Source organism: Loktanella agnita, assembly GCF_046640325.1.
Lineage (GTDB): Bacteria > Pseudomonadota > Alphaproteobacteria > Rhodobacterales > Rhodobacteraceae > Yoonia > Yoonia agnita.
Genome location: NZ_JBJMBF010000013.1, coordinates 35,805 through 52,934 on the forward strand (window position 1 = coordinate 35,805; position 17,130 = coordinate 52,934).

18 protein-coding genes and 2 pseudogenes are annotated in these 17,130 nt (G+C 53.9%); 9 read left to right on the forward strand and 11 right to left on the reverse strand.

Going from position 1 to position 17,130, the window contains the following annotated elements; translation table 11 throughout:
- Positions 1–240: 240 nt before the first annotated feature.
- A complete protein-coding gene (locus ACJ5NV_RS14820; protein WP_411644925.1) occupies positions 241–2,601 on the forward strand; it encodes a heavy metal translocating P-type ATPase in 2,361 nt (786 codons plus the stop codon).
- 92 nt (positions 2,602–2,693) lie between these two features.
- Positions 2,694–3,176, forward strand: a complete 483-nt coding sequence (locus ACJ5NV_RS14825) for a L,D-transpeptidase family protein (protein WP_411645042.1) — start codon at positions 2,694–2,696, stop codon at positions 3,174–3,176.
- On the opposite strand, the gene lspA is transcribed toward ACJ5NV_RS14825, so the two are convergent.
- The 9 genes from lspA to ACJ5NV_RS14870 are packed head-to-tail and all read right to left on the reverse strand — an operon-like array spanning position 3,167 to position 9,066.
- Complete coding sequence (lspA, locus tag ACJ5NV_RS14830) at positions 3,167–3,643, reverse strand: signal peptidase II (protein WP_411644927.1); 477 nt, start codon at positions 3,641–3,643, stop codon at positions 3,167–3,169. The two genes, ACJ5NV_RS14825 and lspA, sit on opposite strands and share 10 nt — an antisense overlap.
- 4 nt (positions 3,644–3,647) lie before the next feature.
- Positions 3,648–4,430, reverse strand: a complete 783-nt coding sequence (locus ACJ5NV_RS14835; RefSeq protein WP_411644929.1) for a ZIP family metal transporter — start codon at positions 4,428–4,430, stop codon at positions 3,648–3,650.
- Between the two features lie 12 nt (positions 4,431–4,442).
- On the reverse strand, positions 4,443–4,898 hold the full coding sequence (locus ACJ5NV_RS14840) for a DUF411 domain-containing protein (RefSeq protein WP_411644930.1): 456 nt from the start codon (positions 4,896–4,898) through the stop codon (positions 4,443–4,445).
- Positions 4,899–4,901: 3 nt separating this feature from the next.
- Positions 4,902–6,275 carry a M23 family metallopeptidase gene (locus tag ACJ5NV_RS14845; RefSeq protein WP_411644932.1) on the reverse strand — a complete coding sequence of 458 codons (1,374 nt, stop codon included), beginning with the start codon at positions 6,273–6,275 and terminating at the stop codon, positions 4,902–4,904.
- Positions 6,272–6,898, reverse strand: coding sequence for an SCO family protein (locus tag ACJ5NV_RS14850; RefSeq protein WP_411644933.1), 627 nt, complete (start codon positions 6,896–6,898; stop codon positions 6,272–6,274). Before ACJ5NV_RS14850 ends, ACJ5NV_RS14845 begins: the two co-directional genes overlap by 4 nt.
- Positions 6,898–7,362, reverse strand: coding sequence for a copper chaperone PCu(A)C (locus ACJ5NV_RS14855; RefSeq protein ID WP_411644935.1), 465 nt, complete (start codon positions 7,360–7,362; stop codon positions 6,898–6,900). Before ACJ5NV_RS14855 ends, ACJ5NV_RS14850 begins: the two co-directional genes overlap by 1 nt.
- Positions 7,363–7,382: 20 nt before the next feature.
- The gene (locus tag ACJ5NV_RS14860) at positions 7,383–8,042 is read right to left on the reverse strand and encodes a DsbA family protein (protein WP_411644937.1); all 660 of its coding nucleotides are present in this window, start codon (positions 8,040–8,042) and stop codon (positions 7,383–7,385) included.
- The gene (locus ACJ5NV_RS14865) at positions 8,039–8,461 is read right to left on the reverse strand and encodes a disulfide bond formation protein B (protein WP_411644939.1); all 423 of its coding nucleotides are present in this window, start codon (positions 8,459–8,461) and stop codon (positions 8,039–8,041) included. The genes ACJ5NV_RS14860 and ACJ5NV_RS14865 overlap by 4 nt, the downstream gene beginning before the upstream one ends.
- A 5-nt stretch (positions 8,462–8,466) precedes the next feature.
- The gene (locus tag ACJ5NV_RS14870) at positions 8,467–9,066 is read right to left on the reverse strand and encodes an SCO family protein (RefSeq protein ID WP_411644940.1); all 600 of its coding nucleotides are present in this window, start codon (positions 9,064–9,066) and stop codon (positions 8,467–8,469) included.
- A 177-nt stretch (positions 9,067–9,243) separates the two neighbouring features.
- On the opposite strand from ACJ5NV_RS14870, the gene ACJ5NV_RS14875 reads away from it, so the two are divergent.
- From ACJ5NV_RS14875 to ACJ5NV_RS14905, 7 genes and pseudogenes are all read left to right on the forward strand, one after another.
- Positions 9,244–9,672 carry a MerR family transcriptional regulator gene (locus ACJ5NV_RS14875; RefSeq protein ID WP_411644941.1) on the forward strand — a complete coding sequence of 143 codons (429 nt, stop codon included), beginning with the start codon at positions 9,244–9,246 and terminating at the stop codon, positions 9,670–9,672.
- Between the two features lie 98 nt (positions 9,673–9,770).
- Positions 9,771–10,532: a transglutaminase-like domain-containing protein gene (locus tag ACJ5NV_RS14880; RefSeq protein WP_411644943.1), complete on the forward strand. Its 762-nt coding sequence runs from the start codon at positions 9,771–9,773 to the stop codon at positions 10,530–10,532.
- Positions 10,522–11,439 (forward strand): cation diffusion facilitator family transporter, encoded by a 918-nt coding sequence (locus ACJ5NV_RS14885; protein ID WP_411644945.1) that lies wholly within the window; start codon positions 10,522–10,524, stop codon positions 11,437–11,439. Before ACJ5NV_RS14880 ends, ACJ5NV_RS14885 begins: the two co-directional genes overlap by 11 nt.
- Positions 11,436–11,993: a methyltransferase family protein gene (locus ACJ5NV_RS14890; protein WP_411644947.1), complete on the forward strand. Its 558-nt coding sequence runs from the start codon at positions 11,436–11,438 to the stop codon at positions 11,991–11,993. The genes ACJ5NV_RS14885 and ACJ5NV_RS14890 overlap by 4 nt, the downstream gene beginning before the upstream one ends.
- A 210-nt stretch (positions 11,994–12,203) precedes the next feature.
- The gene (locus tag ACJ5NV_RS14895) at positions 12,204–12,656 is read left to right on the forward strand and encodes a L,D-transpeptidase (RefSeq protein WP_411645044.1); all 453 of its coding nucleotides are present in this window, start codon (positions 12,204–12,206) and stop codon (positions 12,654–12,656) included.
- A 411-nt stretch (positions 12,657–13,067) separates the two neighbouring features.
- A pseudogene (locus ACJ5NV_RS14900) lies at positions 13,068–13,452 on the forward strand (Tn3 family transposase); the annotation flags it as partial.
- 334 nt (positions 13,453–13,786) lie between these two features.
- Positions 13,787–14,005, forward strand: a pseudogene (locus ACJ5NV_RS14905) (IS66 family transposase); the annotation flags it as partial.
- A 68-nt stretch (positions 14,006–14,073) separates the two neighbouring features.
- On the opposite strand, the gene ACJ5NV_RS14910 reads toward ACJ5NV_RS14905, so the two are convergent.
- Together ACJ5NV_RS14910 and ACJ5NV_RS14915 are read right to left on the reverse strand one after the other, a co-directional pair.
- Positions 14,074–15,012 carry an alpha/beta hydrolase gene (locus ACJ5NV_RS14910; protein ID WP_411644949.1) on the reverse strand — a complete coding sequence of 313 codons (939 nt, stop codon included), beginning with the start codon at positions 15,010–15,012 and terminating at the stop codon, positions 14,074–14,076.
- On the reverse strand, positions 14,987–16,804 hold the full coding sequence (locus tag ACJ5NV_RS14915; protein WP_411644951.1) for a hypothetical protein: 1,818 nt from the start codon (positions 16,802–16,804) through the stop codon (positions 14,987–14,989). The genes ACJ5NV_RS14910 and ACJ5NV_RS14915 overlap by 26 nt, the downstream gene beginning before the upstream one ends.
- Positions 16,805–17,130 lie beyond the last annotated feature (326 nt).

Below are 17,130 nucleotides of genomic sequence, written 5' to 3' on the forward strand. Positions count from 1 at the left end.
TCCTCAACCGGAGTACCCGCGCAAGCGGATAGCGTAACGGCTCCAACGACGGCAAGTGTCATTATTTTTCTCATTCAGTTGCCACCTTGTAAATTCTCAGTTGCGCAGAATTTCATTTATCAACCGTGTCTGCTTTTTACTATTTCGTCAGCCGCAGATTTTCCAGCGAAAAAAACCTCTTGAACCTAAAGCTACTGTAGACATTACACATGATCTATACGATGATTCAGGAGAGATCGAATGGTGCGTTCCAATACGGCGCAAGACGAAGACCACAATGCCCACGACCATTCAGATCACCTATCTGTTGGATCTGCGTGCTGTGACGCAGAAAAGGTGCCCGGCATTCCGTCAGCCCCTCCTCCTGAACACGGGCGTAGCTTTCAGGTCAGCGGCTTAGACTGCGCTGAAGAGGTTTCAATCCTCTCCAAAGTCGTTGGCCCGAAACTCGGTGGGGCTGAACATCTTGCGTTTGATGTGATCAATGGGCGCATGACGGTCTTGGACAGCGCCGAACAGATTTCAGATAGTCAAATCACAGAATTGGTTGCCAGCACAGGCATGACGGCCCGTCCATGGAACGCTGACAACGCCAGCGCCGATCAGGCAGCGCATCTTGCCAAGCAAAAATGGTTTACTTTTCTGAGTGGTGGGTTTTGGGCCGTGGCTTTTGGATACCATATCGTGGAGACCGGACTGAGTGGCGCACTTGGTCTGTTCTCCGGGCATGGCGAGGCCGCGATGCCAATCCCAGAGGTCGCATTATTTGGTTTCGCAATCCTTTTTGGGGTATGGCTGGTCGCACCAAAGGCGTGGTCGTCTGCACGCCGCCTGTCTCCCGATATGAACCTTCTCATGGTCGTTGCTGTGGTGGGTGCAATTGGGCTTGGCGAATACTTCGAGGCGGCGACCGTTGCGTTCTTCTTCTCGCTGTCGCTCTATCTGGAAAGCTGGAGTGTGGGGCGCGCCCGGAACGCTGTTTCAGCGCTTCTTGATTTGGCACCGCCGACGGCGCGTGTTCTAAATGATGATGGATCAGACGCCGATATACCAGCAGCCGAAGTTGCGGTTGGGACACAGTTCATTGTCCGAGGCGGCGACCGGATCCCGCTTGACGGTGAGGTGACAGATGGAACTGGTGCCGTCGATCAGGCCCCCATCACGGGTGAAAGCGCGCTTGTCCCAAAGGAAAAGGGGGACGATGTTTACGCAGGGACCATCAACGGTGAGGGTACGCTTACGGTCCGCGCAACAAAAGCGGCCAGTGATACGGTTCTATCGAAAATCATCCGCATGGTTGGCGACGCGCATTCCAAACGCGCCGAGGTCGAGCAATGGGTCGCAAAATTCGCCCGGATTTATACGCCTATCGTTATGGCACTCGCGATTGCGATTGCAGTCTTACCGCCTCTCTTTTTGGGCGGAGAATGGAATTACTGGTTCTATAACGCGCTGGTCCTGCTTGTCATCGCTTGCCCCTGCGCGCTGGTTATTTCGACCCCGGTATCTATCGTTGCTGCCCTTGCGGCATCTGCCAGGGCCGGTGTGCTGATCAAAGGTGGTGCTTATGTCGAAGCCCCCGGTCGCACCACGGCTCTTGCCATGGACAAAACGGGCACAATCACCATGGGAGAACCGGAAGTGGCGGCTGTCTATCCTCTCGGTGACGCCTCCGAAGTTGACCTTTTGACCCTTGCGGGTGCTTTAGAGGCGCGGTCATCGCATCCGCTTGCGCGCGCCATTCTCGGTAAGGCCGAACGTGACGGGGTCGCCGTCAAAGCGGCTGATGATACCCGGACCGTGCCGGGGCGCGGGCTTGAAGGCCGCGTTGGCGGACGAACTGTCTGGCTGGGATCTGATCGTTTCGCGGAGGAAAAGGGGTTTGGCAGCACTCTCCCCTCGGATCTTCGAGACCGAATAGAAGAGGCAGGCAACACACTGGTCGCAGTTGGTGATGAAAATGGCGTGACCGGTCTTCTTGAACTGCGCGACCGTATTCGCCCCGACGCCAAAGGTGTTATCGCACAGTTGCACGCGCAGGGCGTCAAAAAGATCATTATGCTGACCGGTGACAACGAACGGACTGCCCTCGCTGTGGCGGCCGAAGTGGGCATTGACGAGGTTCGTGCCGAACTTTTACCCGAAGACAAGGTAGTGGCCATCGAAGAGTTGGTATCACAGTACGACATGGTCGCGATGATCGGTGATGGGGTAAATGATGCGCCTGCCATGGCGCGCGCACATTACGGCATTGCCATGGGGGCTGTTGGTTCAGATGCGGCCATTGAAACGGCAGATATTGCATTGATGACCGACGATATCAGTAAAGTGCCTTGGCTGATCGGTCACTCGCGCAGGACGATGTCGATCATCCGGCAGAACATCGGAATCTCGCTGGCCACCAAAGCCGTCTTCGTGGGCCTGACAGCCTTTGGAATGGCAACGATGTGGGGGGCGATTGCCGCCGATGTAGGTGTGTCACTGTTGGTTGTCGCCAATGCCCTGCGTCTTCTCCAAGCAAGAGATGCCCGGATCGATCTATCCGGCGGAGATGGTGTGGGTGAGCAGTTGGCAAAAGGCGCTTTGCTAAAGGGGCATTGATCGGGTCAGACCAAGTCGGTAGTCTGAAAAAAAGTGGCACTAAACAGGGTGCAAGAGCAGTGAAATCACTTTCGACTACGCGACGCAACGCAATGCTCGGTGGACTAAGTGCCGCCGTTCTGTCTGGGTGTGCGAACAAACCCCAAACTTACAACGGACCAGAAGCTACTCGTTTGCGCTTGTACAAATCGCAACGCATGCTGGTCCTTGATGGTGTGTCGGAACCCTTGCGCACTTATCCAGTTGGTCTTGGCTTTGCGCCAACTGGCCACAAACAATTTGAGGGCGACGGAAGAACGCCGGAGGGGTCATATCTGATAGATCGCCGAAACCCGGAAAGCCTCTTCCATCTCTCGATTGGGATCTCATATCCAAACGAAGCAGACAAGACCTTTGCGGCTGCTCAAGGGAAGTCGCCCGGTAGCGATATCTTCATTCACGGGGGTCCAAGACCGGGTATTGATCCGACGAATGTGCGGGACAGGACAGCTGGATGCATTGCAGTGACTGATAGCCAGATTGAAGAAATCTACGCTATGGTGCGGGACGGAACGCCCATCGACATCTATGCGTAGACTTTCCGGCCAAGGAGAGGGGCAGCAAGCAGCAAAGCGACCCCGCATACTACAAATACATCTGCCATATTGAATGCAGGCCAGTGCATGGACCCGATGTAGAAGTCTAGAAAGTCCGTAACTGCGCGAAACCGTAGCCGATCAATGACATTGCCCATCGCGCCGCCAATGATTGCCCCCAAAGCAAGCGCCTCAATGCGGCTGTGAGTGCGAATAAGTAGTATTGTCAACCAAGCGCAAATTGCAATTGCCAGTGCCGAAAGGCTCCACCAAGGTACACCTCCCAACAATCCGAACGACACGCCGTCGTTCCGGCCAAAGACGAGGTTAAATCCTGGGAAAACCGGAAGCCCGGAACTGAGCACGTCTGCATTTGCAACAACCCACGCCTTTGTAGATTGATCAACAAAGGATACGAGAACTATCGCAATTGAGCCGATGGTCAAAGGTCTTTTGGGTGATTTCATGCTCTCATCCTAGCCAGACGTCGAGAAACAGCATGATCACAAGGCCAATCGCCAGTCCCAGCGTTGCCTTGTTCTGGTGACCGCTGCGGTGCGTTTCGGGAATGATCTCGTGGCTAATGACGTAAAGCATCGCGCCAGCCGCAAAGGCCAAGCCCCAAGGCAAAAGCGGCTCAGACAGCGTAATGATACCAGCACCCAACAGACCCCCGACGGGTTCCACCAAACCGGTCAGGGCCGCGATGCCCCATGCGCGGAATTTCGAATACCCTTCACCAAGAAGTGCTACCGCAACGGCAAGCCCCTCAGGGGCATTCTGAAGTCCAATCCCAATGGCAAGCGGCATCCCACCCTCAACACCGCCAGATCCAAAGCCCACACCGACGGCCAAACCCTCGGGGAAATTATGGATTGTGATTGCGATGATGAAAAGCCAGACGCGGCGCAGTGATGCTGATTCAGGGCCTTCTCGTCCTGTCTTGAAGTGTTCATGTGGCAGCTTCTCGTTCATCAGCGCCACAGCACCCATTCCCAACAAGATAGCAACGCAGACAACAGCGGCGGGGGCCGCTTCGTTCGCGAACATTGGTTCGGCTGCATCGAGGGCGGGGATGATCAGCGAGAAGAACGACGCCGCAAGCATTACGCCAGCAGCGAACCCCAACGAAAGGTCGCGGGTCGCTTGCGACGGGACACGACCGAAAAGGATCGGAAAGGCACCAAAAGCGGTCATCAGGCCAGCGGCCAGGCTGCCAAAAAAACCAAGCGCGATGGGAGAAAGAGATTCCAAAATATGTCCTGTCTATTTTTTGGTATAGGACGAAAAGACCACGGTCGATCCATCATCATTGATCAGAAACACATCATATGCCTCGCGGTCGTCTTCCGGCCCCATGCCCGGCGAGCCATATGGCATTCCGGGCACCGCCAGACCAATTGCATCAGGGCGCTCATCAAGGAGACGGCGAATGTCAGCAGCCGGAACATGGCCTTCGATCACGTAGCCGTCGACGAAAGCAGTATGGCAGGAAGTCATGCGTTGCGGCACACCACTCTCTAGCTTGAGGCGGACAAGCCATCCTCCATTCAAGTCCTCACCGGTCGGGGCAAAGCCGTTCTCTTCCAGATGGTTCATCCAGCTAAGACAGCATCCACATCCACTAGTTTTCTTGACGTCGATTGCGGTCGCCTCAGCAAACGCCGGAGCTGCGGAAAGTGCGCTGAACAAAAATGTGATAGCGAAAAGGTGGGATTTCATGGATCAAAGCCTTTCGTTTTGGTCGGTTGCAAGCATTGTCGCCAAATGCGCTTCAAAGCGCATCCGGGCCTCTTCCAATCGGGCAGCCGCCAATGCCTCTTGTGAGTTATCGGCGGTCGCGGCAGCCAGCCGGTCATCAGAAAGAGGGTCGGTTGGACGACCATCAACGAGCACTTCATAATGTAGGTTAGGGCCGGTCGCGGTACCTGTTGCACCGACATTGCCGATGATGTCTCCAGCCATCACGCGTTGGCCCACAGACATCCCATCGGTGACTGCGCTCAGATGGGCGTATCGTGTTTTTGTGTCCGTGCCATGCGCAATCTCGACAACCCGTCCGTACCCGCCGCGCCAACCGACAAAGGTTATTCTGCCGGGGGCTGTTGCATTGACGGGCGTCCCCTTCGCCGCTGCGAAGTCCACGCCCGTATGCATTCTGACATTCCCATAAACCGGATGACGGCGTTGACCGAATACGGAACTGAGCCGTGCTCCATCGACGGGTTGTGCGAAGACACGTAGCACTTCACCATCAATGTAAATGGTTGCGCGACCCGTTCCATCTTCCGGCCAAACAACCTCGTAAAGCGCATCTCCGATATTGAGGGCTGCGAAAGTTATTTCGGGCTGTCCAATCCGTTCGTCACCAACGCGCGCTTCACGCCACAAGACCTGGAGCGTCTCGCCGCCTTTTAATTCCCTGCGAAAATCGACTGTCCCGCCCAGCATCTGCGCCAGATCGACAGCAAAGCGCGCCGGGATAGCAGCGTCATCCAAGGCGGTAAAGAGTGAGCTGTCTATGGCAGTTTCCCCCGCGAGCATAAGTGTCTCAGGATTGGGGTTAAGGGTGCGGGTCACCGTACGATCCCCAAAGATCGCTTCAACGGTCACACCGTTATCAACGCTAAGCACTACGCTTTGCAGTGTATCGCCCAGCGACTTCACAACGGTCAAATCATGACCCGGACGCAATCGCCGCAGGTCGTATTCGGCACCGAGAGCGAGAGCCACTTCTGCTCGGACAGACGCATCCAGCCCAGCCTCCCTGAGAAGAGTATCCAAGGTTTCACCGGATGCGATCTTGCGCGACCACGTCGTCATCGGCGGATCAACTTCTGGCGAAACGTCGTCTGCTGACGCCAGATCAAGGGCCAACGGTTGCAGAACGACTGGCGATGCCCAGCTGTGGGATGATGCCATAGTATGTAAACGCTCTACAGGTACCGCCGGTTCTTGCAGATCACGTGGTGCCCATTCGCCGACTTTCGCCAGCGCCTCCGGCACGGGGGTCACATCCCAAGCGTCTGATAATGCGACGGCCAGGCCCGAAACGCTGCTTGCCAAGACAAATCCCATTGCCCAGTTTCTTAATTTCATGTCTTTCCCTCAGCATCTTCCTGCAACGCGCGCCGGATTTTCGGCACCGCGAATTCTCTGGGTTCGTGATAGTCGATCATGGTGACGAACCGCCCAGAGGCTGCGAACAAGAAGACGCTCGCGGTGTGGTTCATCGTGTAATCGCCGTCATCGGTCGGCACTTTTGTGTAAGTGGCGCGAAATCTCTCTGCCGCGCGTGTAATCTCATCTTCGGTACCCGTCCACCCGCGCACGGCAGGGTGAAAATAGCTGACATAGTCTGCCATCGCCGCAACCGTGTCGCGCTCTGGATCAACGGTGATAAACACTACGTTCATATCAGCGGCTTCCTCGCCCATATCGTCGAGCCAACCCGAGATATCCGAAAGGGTCGTCAGGCAAACATCCGGGCAATATGTAAAACCGAAGAACACCATGCTGGGACGCCCAATGAGGGTCTCAGGACCCACTGCATCGCCCTTGTGGTTGGTCAGCTGAAATTCCATCTGCGAAAGCGGCAGAGGGCGTTGCCCCATGGCCTCGGTCGCACCTGGCCCGTCTACCTGCCACCAACCAGCAAACAGTGTGCCGGCAGCGAGCGCCACGCCCGCTGTACTTAAGCCTAGAAGTCTGCGCCGTTGCATCAGCTCTCGGGCCCACGCGCGGCAACACCGAGAATTGGCACGTCGACGGTGAATTCATCGCCATCGGCAAACGTGAGCGTCAGCGCGAACGCTTCCCCTTCCACCATTGGTCGCGATAGCCGCATCAGCATGGCATGCAGCCCGCCGGGCTCAAGTGCTGCTGCTTCGCCGGGAGCGATTTCGATATCACCGGCGGGTGTCATAGAACTCACACCCTGATCATTGGTGGATGCGAGGTGGATTTCTGGCATCTTCGCAAGGTCAGTGCGCAGACCAGTCAAGATTGCTGTATCTTCGCCAATATTGCGGACCGTCATATAGACTGCACCGGGCCGGTTCACGCCAACTGACGCACGGGACCAAGCATCTTCAACGACCACGGTTTGCTCCTCGGCCATGGCGGCCGCCACAAACCCTAGGATTGACAAGGCGGTCGCAGCCAGAATTTTCAATACTACATTCATAGCGTTTTGCTCTTTCTTTGTTAGCTTTGCGTGGCTGCAACCTCGGCAGCCACGAGGCGCCGCAACTCTGCTTCTCCGAATGGATCAATGGGTTTTCCGTTCACAAAGAACGTCGGCGTTTGGCGTACACCCATCGTTTCAACGTCTGCGCGGTCTTGATTGAGTATCCCGATGGTTTGCGGGGCCATCATCTGGATACGCGCGGCTTCTTCATCAAGTCCGGCACTGGCCGCAATCTCAAGGATCAGTTCGGGGCGCATACCGCCGTGAGATGCCCAACGCGGCTGCTCTTCTAAAATCGCTTCAAAAACTGGAAAATAAACATCTTGCATCCGAGCGGCTTCCAGCACCCTTATCGCCGTTTCTGACCCTTCCCCATGAAACGGCGTATACCGGATGATTACCCGGACTGCGTCGCCGTATTCGGCCATGATGTCTTTCACGATCGGGTGAAACGCGCGGCAGGCTTCGCAGGCCGGATCGAAAAACTCGACAATCGTTACGGGCGCATTCTCCGGTCCGAGGATCGGCGAGTGGGGCCGCATCAACGCGTCCGCCAATTCGGGTGCAACGGGTACGGACTCCGCGAGTGGGTCAGGGCGGGTTGCGTACCACGCCGCACCGCCAAACCCAGCAGTGCCAAGCGCGAGAACGGATAGGATCAGACCGCGTCTGTTCATTCTTGTGTCTCATTCAAGGAAAGGGCCGACAGCGCGGCGATAAGTGTGAAGGCGGCGAGCGCCAAAAGCGGGATCGGAATGCCGAAGATCAATTGATTGTCATCTGTGCAGGATGGGCCTGTCGCGGTGCAGGGTTGAATCCGCTCAGGGATTACGCCGACATAAAGACCCATGTGCCAGAGGGCGACCGCCGCGCCACCAAGGGCTAGGGCGATGCCGTAGCGACTAACTTTGCGGTCTTGCCACCACAGACCAAGGCCCAGTATTATTGCAAGAGGGAACATGAAAGCGCGCTGAAACCAGCAAAGCACACAGGGTGTCTGCCCCAACACCTCTCCGATAAACAAAACGCCGAGCGATGCGAAGAGCGCAATGAACCACGCCAGGCCAAGCGCCGTTTCTCCAGAAATTCGGGTCATCGTTGTCAGATCCTCGCTTTCAGATCGGCAAGGATTTCTTCTGCTGGAGTCCCATAAGGCCAAGAATCCGCAAAACCTGCTTCAGGGTCAAAAAGGAAAAGATGCGACGTGTGCCCCATCGTGTAGCCACCCGGCGCAGACGCTTCTTCGATACGTTCAAAGAAGATTGGGAAAGATTCGGATGTCTCCGCGATTTGTTGCGAAGTGCCGGTAAGGCCAATGATCCCCGCGTCGAAGAGTGGCACGTATTCTGCAAGGACGCTGGGCGTGTCGCGTTCGGGATCAATCGTAATGAAAATAGGTTGGACCTTACCCGCCTCGTTCCCGAGACCATCCATCACAGCCGCTACCTCAGACAGCGTAGTTGGGCAAATGTCAGGACAATTTGTGAAGCCGAAAAAGACAAGCATCCAGCGCCCCGAGAAATCATCTTCTGTTTGGATCATGCCTTGATGGTCTGTCAGTTCAAAAGTTGCTTGGAAAGCTGATGCATCATCACCAGATTGATCTGTCCTATAGTCTGACCAAAATAGCAGCCAAGCAAAAGCCAGCGTTGCAATGCCCGTCAGACCCCATAGTACTTTCTGAAATGCTGTCAGTTTCAATGCGATCTGCCCGCCCGTGATTCCTTCATTTCGTGTGCGTCTACATCCTCCAGCAACTAGAGGTTCAATCCTCTTTTTCCTTGTATGTCGCTGAATCACGCGCTTGTGAGTAAGGGCTGCTCCTTGCAAGTCCCACCCAGCAAACCTACAGTCGCTTCACATTCAAGAGGCTTGTATATGCTCACGATCGGAACACTCGGAAAAAAGACTGGTACAAAGGTGCAGACCATTCGTTATTACGAGGAAATTGGTCTGATGCCTGAGCCCGGAAGAACCGCTGGCGGCCAGCGACGTTATGACGAAGCACAACTCGACCGCTTATCATTTGTCCGGCATGCCCGCCAGCTTGGCTTCTCACTGGATGCCATTCGCGAGCTTTTGGATCTTTCCGATGATCCGAACCGGCCATGTCACGAGGCAGATGCCATCGCGCGTCGTCAACTCATTCAGGTTGAACAAAGGATGGCCCGACTAGAAGCGCTTCAAAAAGAACTCAAGCGGATGGTGCATGAGTGCAGCGGTGGAAAATCCTCCGATTGCCGTGTTTTGGAAGTTTTGCGAGACCATTCCGAATGCTTGACCGATCACGACGAGATCGGCGCATAAACCGAGTCTAGAAATGTAAAGAATTTAAAACAATGACTTGAAGCTACAGTGACTGTAGCAATTAGGTTTCTTCCAAGACGATTCGAGGAGCCATACCGTTGCAGAAAACTGACCCCCAACTTGAACCAACCAAGCTATTGGATTTTGATGCTGAGCCTATTGCGCGACTGATTGATAATCGCGGATGGCGCGACTTGTCCGAATTCGATCGGATCGGAGCCGTCTATGATTTCGTTCGAAATGAAATCGCGTTCGGATACAATCGTGCTGACGACATCCCCGCAACAGAGGTGCTTTCCGGCGGCTACGGGCAGTGCAATACCAAAGGCACGCTCTTGATGGCATTGCTACGTGGTGTTGGCATTCGCTGCCGGTTGCATGGTTTCACAATCCACAAAGGCTTGCAGCGCGGTGTTGTTCCAGAGCTGGTTTATCCAATTGCTCCACAGGAAATTCTACACTCATGGGTTGAGATCAAATTTCAAGGCGCTTGGATCAACCTCGAAGGCTTCATCCTGGATGACGCTTTCCTCAAAGTCCTGCAAAGATCGTTCTCGGACACCGACAGTCTCTGCGGTTATGGCGCGGGCACGGATTGCCTTAGCACGCCTCCCGTCGCGTGGAACGGAGAAGATACTTACATTCAGAAAACCGGCATCGTGCAGGACTTCGGCGTGTTTGATACGCCGGATGCCTTCTATTTGTCCCATGAGCAATCCTTTGGATGGCTGCGTGGTGCCCTGTACCGGCATTTCATACGCCACTGGATGAATGTGCGCGTACGTGGTTTTCGCAGCGGGCGCCTGAAGGCCAGTACTAACGCGACTCATAGGCATAAGGAGCCTGCCAATGCCGCATGATCACGGACACGCTCATATCGATCCGAATTCTGGCGATCGGCGGGTTGCGATCGCGATCTGGGCGAATGGGCTTCTTACCGTTGCGCAAATCGTCGGCGGCATATTGTCGGGCAGTCTGGCACTCATCGCCGATGCGCTGCACAATTTTTCCGATATGGCCTCGCTTGTCATTGCCTTCGCCGCGCGTAAAATCGCGCGCCGACCCGCCGACGAACGCATGACGTTCGGCTATGGCCGGGTCGAAATCGTGGCCGCCCTGATCAACTACACCACCCTGATCGTGATCGGCTTCTACCTGATCTACGAAGGTGGGATGCGCCTGATTGACCCACCTGAAGTCATGGGTTGGACCGTTGTCATTCTTGGTGGAATTGCGCTTGTGGTTGACACGCTGACCGCAATGCTGACTTATTCCATGCAGAAGGGGAGCGTGAACATTCGCGCCCTATTTCTCCATAATCTGTCGGATGCGCTTGCTTCAGTAGCCGTGATTGTCGCTGGAACGCTGATCATTCTTTACGACATGCGCTGGGTGGACCCAGCCATCACCATCGGGATCGCACTCTATATCCTGTATCTGTCTTTCACCGAGATCGGAGGTCCAATCCGAACCCTGATGCTTGGAAGCCCTCCCGACATTGATGGAACAGACGTGGTTGCTGCTATCCAGAACGTTGATGGCGTAGTTGACGTGCATCATGTCCACTTGTGGCAAATGCAGGAGCACGCTGCAGCATTGGACTGCCATATTGTTGTCGAACGCGAACAGATGGGTGAGGCCGACATAATCAAGGAAGAGATCAGAGCAGCGCTGCGCGAACGTTTCTCGATCGAGCATTCTACGCTTGAATTCGAAGCGAGCGATACAGCGCATCAGGGCGCGCAGCTGTTCGGTCACGGATCATGACAGCGGCTCAGGGCATTTTGCTTGTCGTTGGCTTGCTGTCCGGTATGACCTTGATTGGAGCGCTCGTTTGGTCGATCTTCCTCCCGTCCAGGCGGCTTTGGCCTCCGAACAACGAAACGTCCCCGATCCCAACCGTGGCATGGGGCCTGACACTGGCCGTGTTTGGGACGGCGATCGGTTTGGGCATCTTGGACTGGGGAACTGTTTCCACGCCCGACCCAGTGCGTTGGGCACTGGGGCCAGTCTTGATTGTGGCCGGCAATCTGATCGTCTGGTGGGGTGCGTTCAGTATCGGGCTGAAAGCTACTAGCGGCGGAAGGGACGAACTCATCACCACCGGTCTCTACCGTCACTCCCGCAATCCACAGTACCTCGCCGATATGGCTATCCTTATTGGTTTTGGTCTCTGGCTTTCGTCATTTTGGGTTTGGCCCATCTTGGCCGTCGGCGTTGTAGCATTGGCTATGGCCCCATTTGCCGAGGAGCCATGGCTGAGTGCGCAATATGGTGCCAAGTTTGACGACTATTGCGCTGTGACGGGCAGGTTTTTGTAGGATCACCGCTTCACGCAACTGTTACCAAATTTCTATTGAAGCTCTAGCAGCTAGAGGTCGTATCAACTCATAAAATCAAAAGAGGATGCATCGTTGACAGATACAAGAAAAACTCGACGCCAATTCATGTCGACAGCAGCAATTGGATTGCTCGCGACGCCTAGCTTGCTCAGCGCACAATAGCAGGACCTATCGCCCGTCAGTCGGAATATAGCTTCATTCAAGGCAGACCCATGGCAAGAGCATTTTGAAAACCTTCGGCACGGCGCTATTCTTTGCGACATCAATACACGGGCAGTGCAATACTGGTCGGAGGACGAGAGTATCTATAAACTCTACCCGTCCAGTGTCCCTCTATCAGAAGATCTGACTCGGCGCGGCTACACTGAGGTCGTAAGAAAGGTGGAGGGACCCAGTTGGAGCCCAACACCAGCTATGAAGCAACGCAACCCGGAATGGCCCGACTATTGGCCTCCTGGGCCCGACAATCCACTGGGAACTCATGCGCTTTATTTGTCCTGGCAGTACTACCGCGTTCACAGAACCGGCGATACGCGCAAGATCGGCAGACAATCTTCAAACGGTTGCATTGGCCTCTACAACGAGCACATCGCCGAACTTTTTGCGCTGGCAGAAGTGGGAACTCAGGTCAGGATATTCTGAGCGTTTAGGATTACCTAACGCCGGTGACGACCTTATTTGTTCTTCGCGCAAACGACCACTTCTGGTAGTCAAGTTGCACTGTCAATTGAACGGCTCTGCACATGCGAGATTATCGTGCGTGGGCAGTAGTTGCATCTGCACATGTCCGGTTTGTCCGCATCTTTCCAGTTCGTGCACGACGGAGCGAAGGATCGCTATCCCACAAACCTGAATGAGAAAATCCTTAGCGCCCTATTCTGCACTCAGCCGGAATCGACCCCCACTTGGCTCAAGACTTCGATCCGATTCAGCTCGCGCTCGCTCATGACCACCAGTCCCATGCCCGATCTCTCTGCCTGTTATCGTTACGGGCGAGAGTGACATTCCTGAATTGCAGATGGGTGACATTTTAGCTTTGCGGTTGTGAGCGCCGTTCTGGCAGAGGGTCTGAAACTCGGGTTGAGCAAAATGGCCGCGTCCAGCAGCACACATAGTTTTGCCCAATTGGCGCGACTTTCGAACTGGCATGTAGAAAGCGAGGCCATCAATCGGGCATTGGCCACCGTGCTCGAAGCGCAAGCACTGTTACCAATGGCAAAATACTGAGGTGCCGGTGAAACTGCTTCCAGTGACGGGCAATTCTTTCCGACCACGCGGCAGGGCGAGGCGATGAACCTGATCAATGCGAAATACGGCAATGAACCCGGCCTGAAAGCCTACACTCACGTGTCAGCCCTTCGCTACCCAGGTCATTCCCGCCACGGTGAATGAGGCCCCATATATACTGGATGGATTGCTAATGAACCCGACAGGAAAGTGAATCAAGGAACAGTATGCCGATACCGGGGGCTTCACTATAATCGGCCAAGGAACAGGTTGACCGATTTCTCGGTAAACCAAATTTTCCAGTATCTGCTTCGGCTATTTGAGATGCGGCCCCTCATCTCCACACAGGCATGAACCGCTGCGATAGTTGAGGTCTACGCGATTCATGCCTGTGCTGCCGTCGCATCAAGGAACCATATCGCCAGCGCAACCGACAAACGTCGACTGTCAAACAGCCAAAGTCCAAGTGTTTGTCATGATCAGTTCCTTGAACCTAAGTGATCACTCTTAGTGAACGGAAGCGCTCAACTTGTTGACCGTAGTCAGGGATTGACCTAGACCGCTCGACCATGGCTGATTGGGTTGGCCGCTCAACGGCGCTGCTGGAGCCGCTTGCCGATGAGATTGGACAGATCGCCCGGCGGGGCAAAGCGCTCTTTGCCGATGACACGCCGGTCAAGATGAAAACACCGGGACACAAGAAGACAAAAACGGCCCGCGTCTGGACATACGTGCGCGATGAGCGGCCATGGTCAGGGTCATCACTCCGGTAAACCCGGGGCGGTTCACCTTGTTCAAAGCAACGCCCTCTAGAGGCGGTAAAGAATTCGAATTATGAATATTGCCGAAAAAATGCGCAAACATCCTGAATTACTTTCTGACTGATGTTTGGTCGATCATACAGGAGATCGTGTTTAGCATCACCAACGATGGTGAACGCACCATCTCGCCAGCTAGACATTCGATCTTCTATTGCTTTTCGACCAACGGTTACATCATCTTTGCCGGCAAAAGCCGAGCAGGGAACTTCAGGAGACCGGAGATTAGAAAGTCTGTCACACTCAGTTAACCCTTCATAAAGCCACCTCATGCTTGGCGCCCCTATATGAGCCTCGGGGAACAGGGTCGCCTGCCTGATAAAATATTCGTACATAGGTCGATCATTCGTGATTGAGTTGCTCTCAAATGACCTATGGAGGGCGTAGCTGTGTCCTTTTTGAGCCTTAGTATACATTTCACCTAGCCCGACCATGACGGCCAAACGTGACAACGGCTTGGCTACGGGCTCCAAAAAGGAAGGAACAGCAATACTCCACATTGGAGCGGTGAACGCACTTGCAACGACTGGAACACCGTCAATCAATGAACGCAAACCGATGTTGCCACCCATCGAATGTCCAAACAAATACCACGGTTTGGGGAGACTCAGTGATCTCGCCGCTTCTATCATTGCGACAACATCTTTCTGATAATCCAAAAAGTGATGAACATGACCGAGATGAGCGTCCGAAGCAACTCTGTCAGACAGTCCCTGGCCTCGCCAATCTATCGAAAATATGGCAAATCCTTGTTCCAGAAAACCAGGTACGATTCGTCCATATTTCTCGATAAACTCAGCGCGTCCAGTAAACAACAGGATCGTTCCGTTAACCGCCCGTTCGTCACACCACACACCGACGCGAAGGCGAACCTTGTCTTCAGTTTTGATCCAATAGGCAGCCCCAACCTCGTCGGACTCCGCCACTTCATTGTTTAGCGGGGCGATTTCCATGATGCCTCTGATCTATGTCGAAGTTTCTACCGCGATGGGTCAACACGCAGTAAGCCGTCACAACTATCGAAAGCAACAGCAACAGTGAAAAACCCCTCACTTGACCAACGCTCAAATAGTTAACTAGCAGGAGAACCACAACAATCAGCCACTTGCTCCATGGGGCATATGTCTTGGGGTAACGTTCAGAAAAGCCGTCTCCATCGTGCAGAAGTGCTTTGGCGCTAAAATAGATATACAAAAAAACACCAACGATTACCGAGGTGAATATGATGGTTGAAAACTGGCTCAACGAATACCCCACGATGATATTTTTGTGCTGTTCAGAATTCTCAAATACCTGAATAAGATCAGTGTAAAGCCACGTTAGAATATCCTTGCTGCTTACAGAAAGGTACATCGCATAGAGTTTTATGCTTGTGCTAATCCAAAGGGCAAGAATCGTTCCTAAGAATATGTTCTCGACCAGCCTGACCCCTACAAATCGCATCTTCGCAGCGTCATCTGCCCTGATCATGCTGCTGTTCCTCTTGAAAAGATCAGAAAAATCCGACCAAACGGCATACAGAAACACAAATCCGGCGTTCAGAAAAAAGAACACGAGCGCAGCAAAAAGAATGTAAGTTCCTGATAAGGCCAATGCGGCTCCCACAGACATAATTTCCGGCCGCGCCAAGATGATTATGGGCCAGCTTACCGCTGTGTTCCCTAGTTCATTGCGCAAAATTGGTATCAGGTAGCCACCCACCCATTGTAGAAGGAAAACAAAGAATACGCTGATAGCTATGGCAAGCCAAAGAAGTATCGACAGCGAACTAACCTTCTCTAACCAGCCCTCATGAGGGCTTCGTCGCCCGTCGTTCAAAAATGCCTTGCGGGCATCAGTCTTCCAGAAGTTAATTGTCCGTGACACGGTCATTAAAAAAAAGGGCAGTAGAACTAAATCATGGATTACCCAGCTTGGACTCCAAATGTATCCGACCTGCTTATTTGTCCCATCCGGGGTCATGTAAGTTACACTTAGAACACCTAATACAGATGCAAGAAAAAGGATACCCGTCAGCCAAAACCAAACCACCGCCGATGGGGTCACTGGGTCAGCGAAAAGTGCCTCTAGGTGTGCTGATATTTGCAGTTTTCGACGTAACTTCGGTGGCTGGATGCTGGTATCGCGTACTTCGTCACGTTCATTGCGAACATGAGCGGATTGATAGCCGCCAAGTCCGTTGCTGTCCGAGTGCAGAACATCGGATTTTTCTGAGAAACCCCGAACCGGGGTTTCTGTCCTAGACCTAATTTCTTTGGTTGCGTCTGCTGTTTCGACTCGCGGTCTTTGCTTTCCCTCAAAGAATGTACGTCCATCTTCACGGTTACGTTCCAACTCTACTTCCACACCATTGGCGCTGCCCGGCAGAGAGGTTTGCCTGCGCTTCTTCTCACGCCTTTCTTTCGCTAGTCTCTCTTTCGCAGCTTTAAGTTCAGCCTGCCATGCGCTCGCAGCTTCAGGATCGCTGCAACCGAATACCCGAGCAAGCCAGCGGATATTTGCATCACTGATTCCATTGTCGTTGTCCTGAAACCAAACTTGAACGGACCGCAATTCGACGCCTTCGCGATTACCATCAATGGCGGAAATTGCTTCGGCCAAAGACTCAGGTGTCCACGGCCCGTCAGCGTAGCCCTCGCTATCTACTGGGCGACCAACGCCTGCTGCCGCTAAACGAGCAAAAAGTTGCTTAAAGTTCTCGTCCGTTTTCTGCGGCGCGGTAAAAAATCTACCATTTTTAATCAATGACTTGCGCGCCTTTTTCGCGTTCTTTTACGCCCCTTCGCGTAGTTTATCGTGCATTGCAAGGCTTTGTAAGCACAACTGAGGGGCGAAGCGGTTCACTGCTGATACCCGCCGACATACTAAAGATAATCTTTTGGGCAGAACCCATAATCCTGGGGGCAACACTATGGCTATAGACTTGCAAGAAACCACACGATGCGTCGGCGCGACGGTAATTCTCAGAGTTCCTAGTGGGGTACGGGAGGCTCGGCCTGTCAGTAATCAGCCCAAAAGACTTCATGCACACGCAGTTAAGCGAATCCTCGACCGGCAGTCGGGCGAGCTGG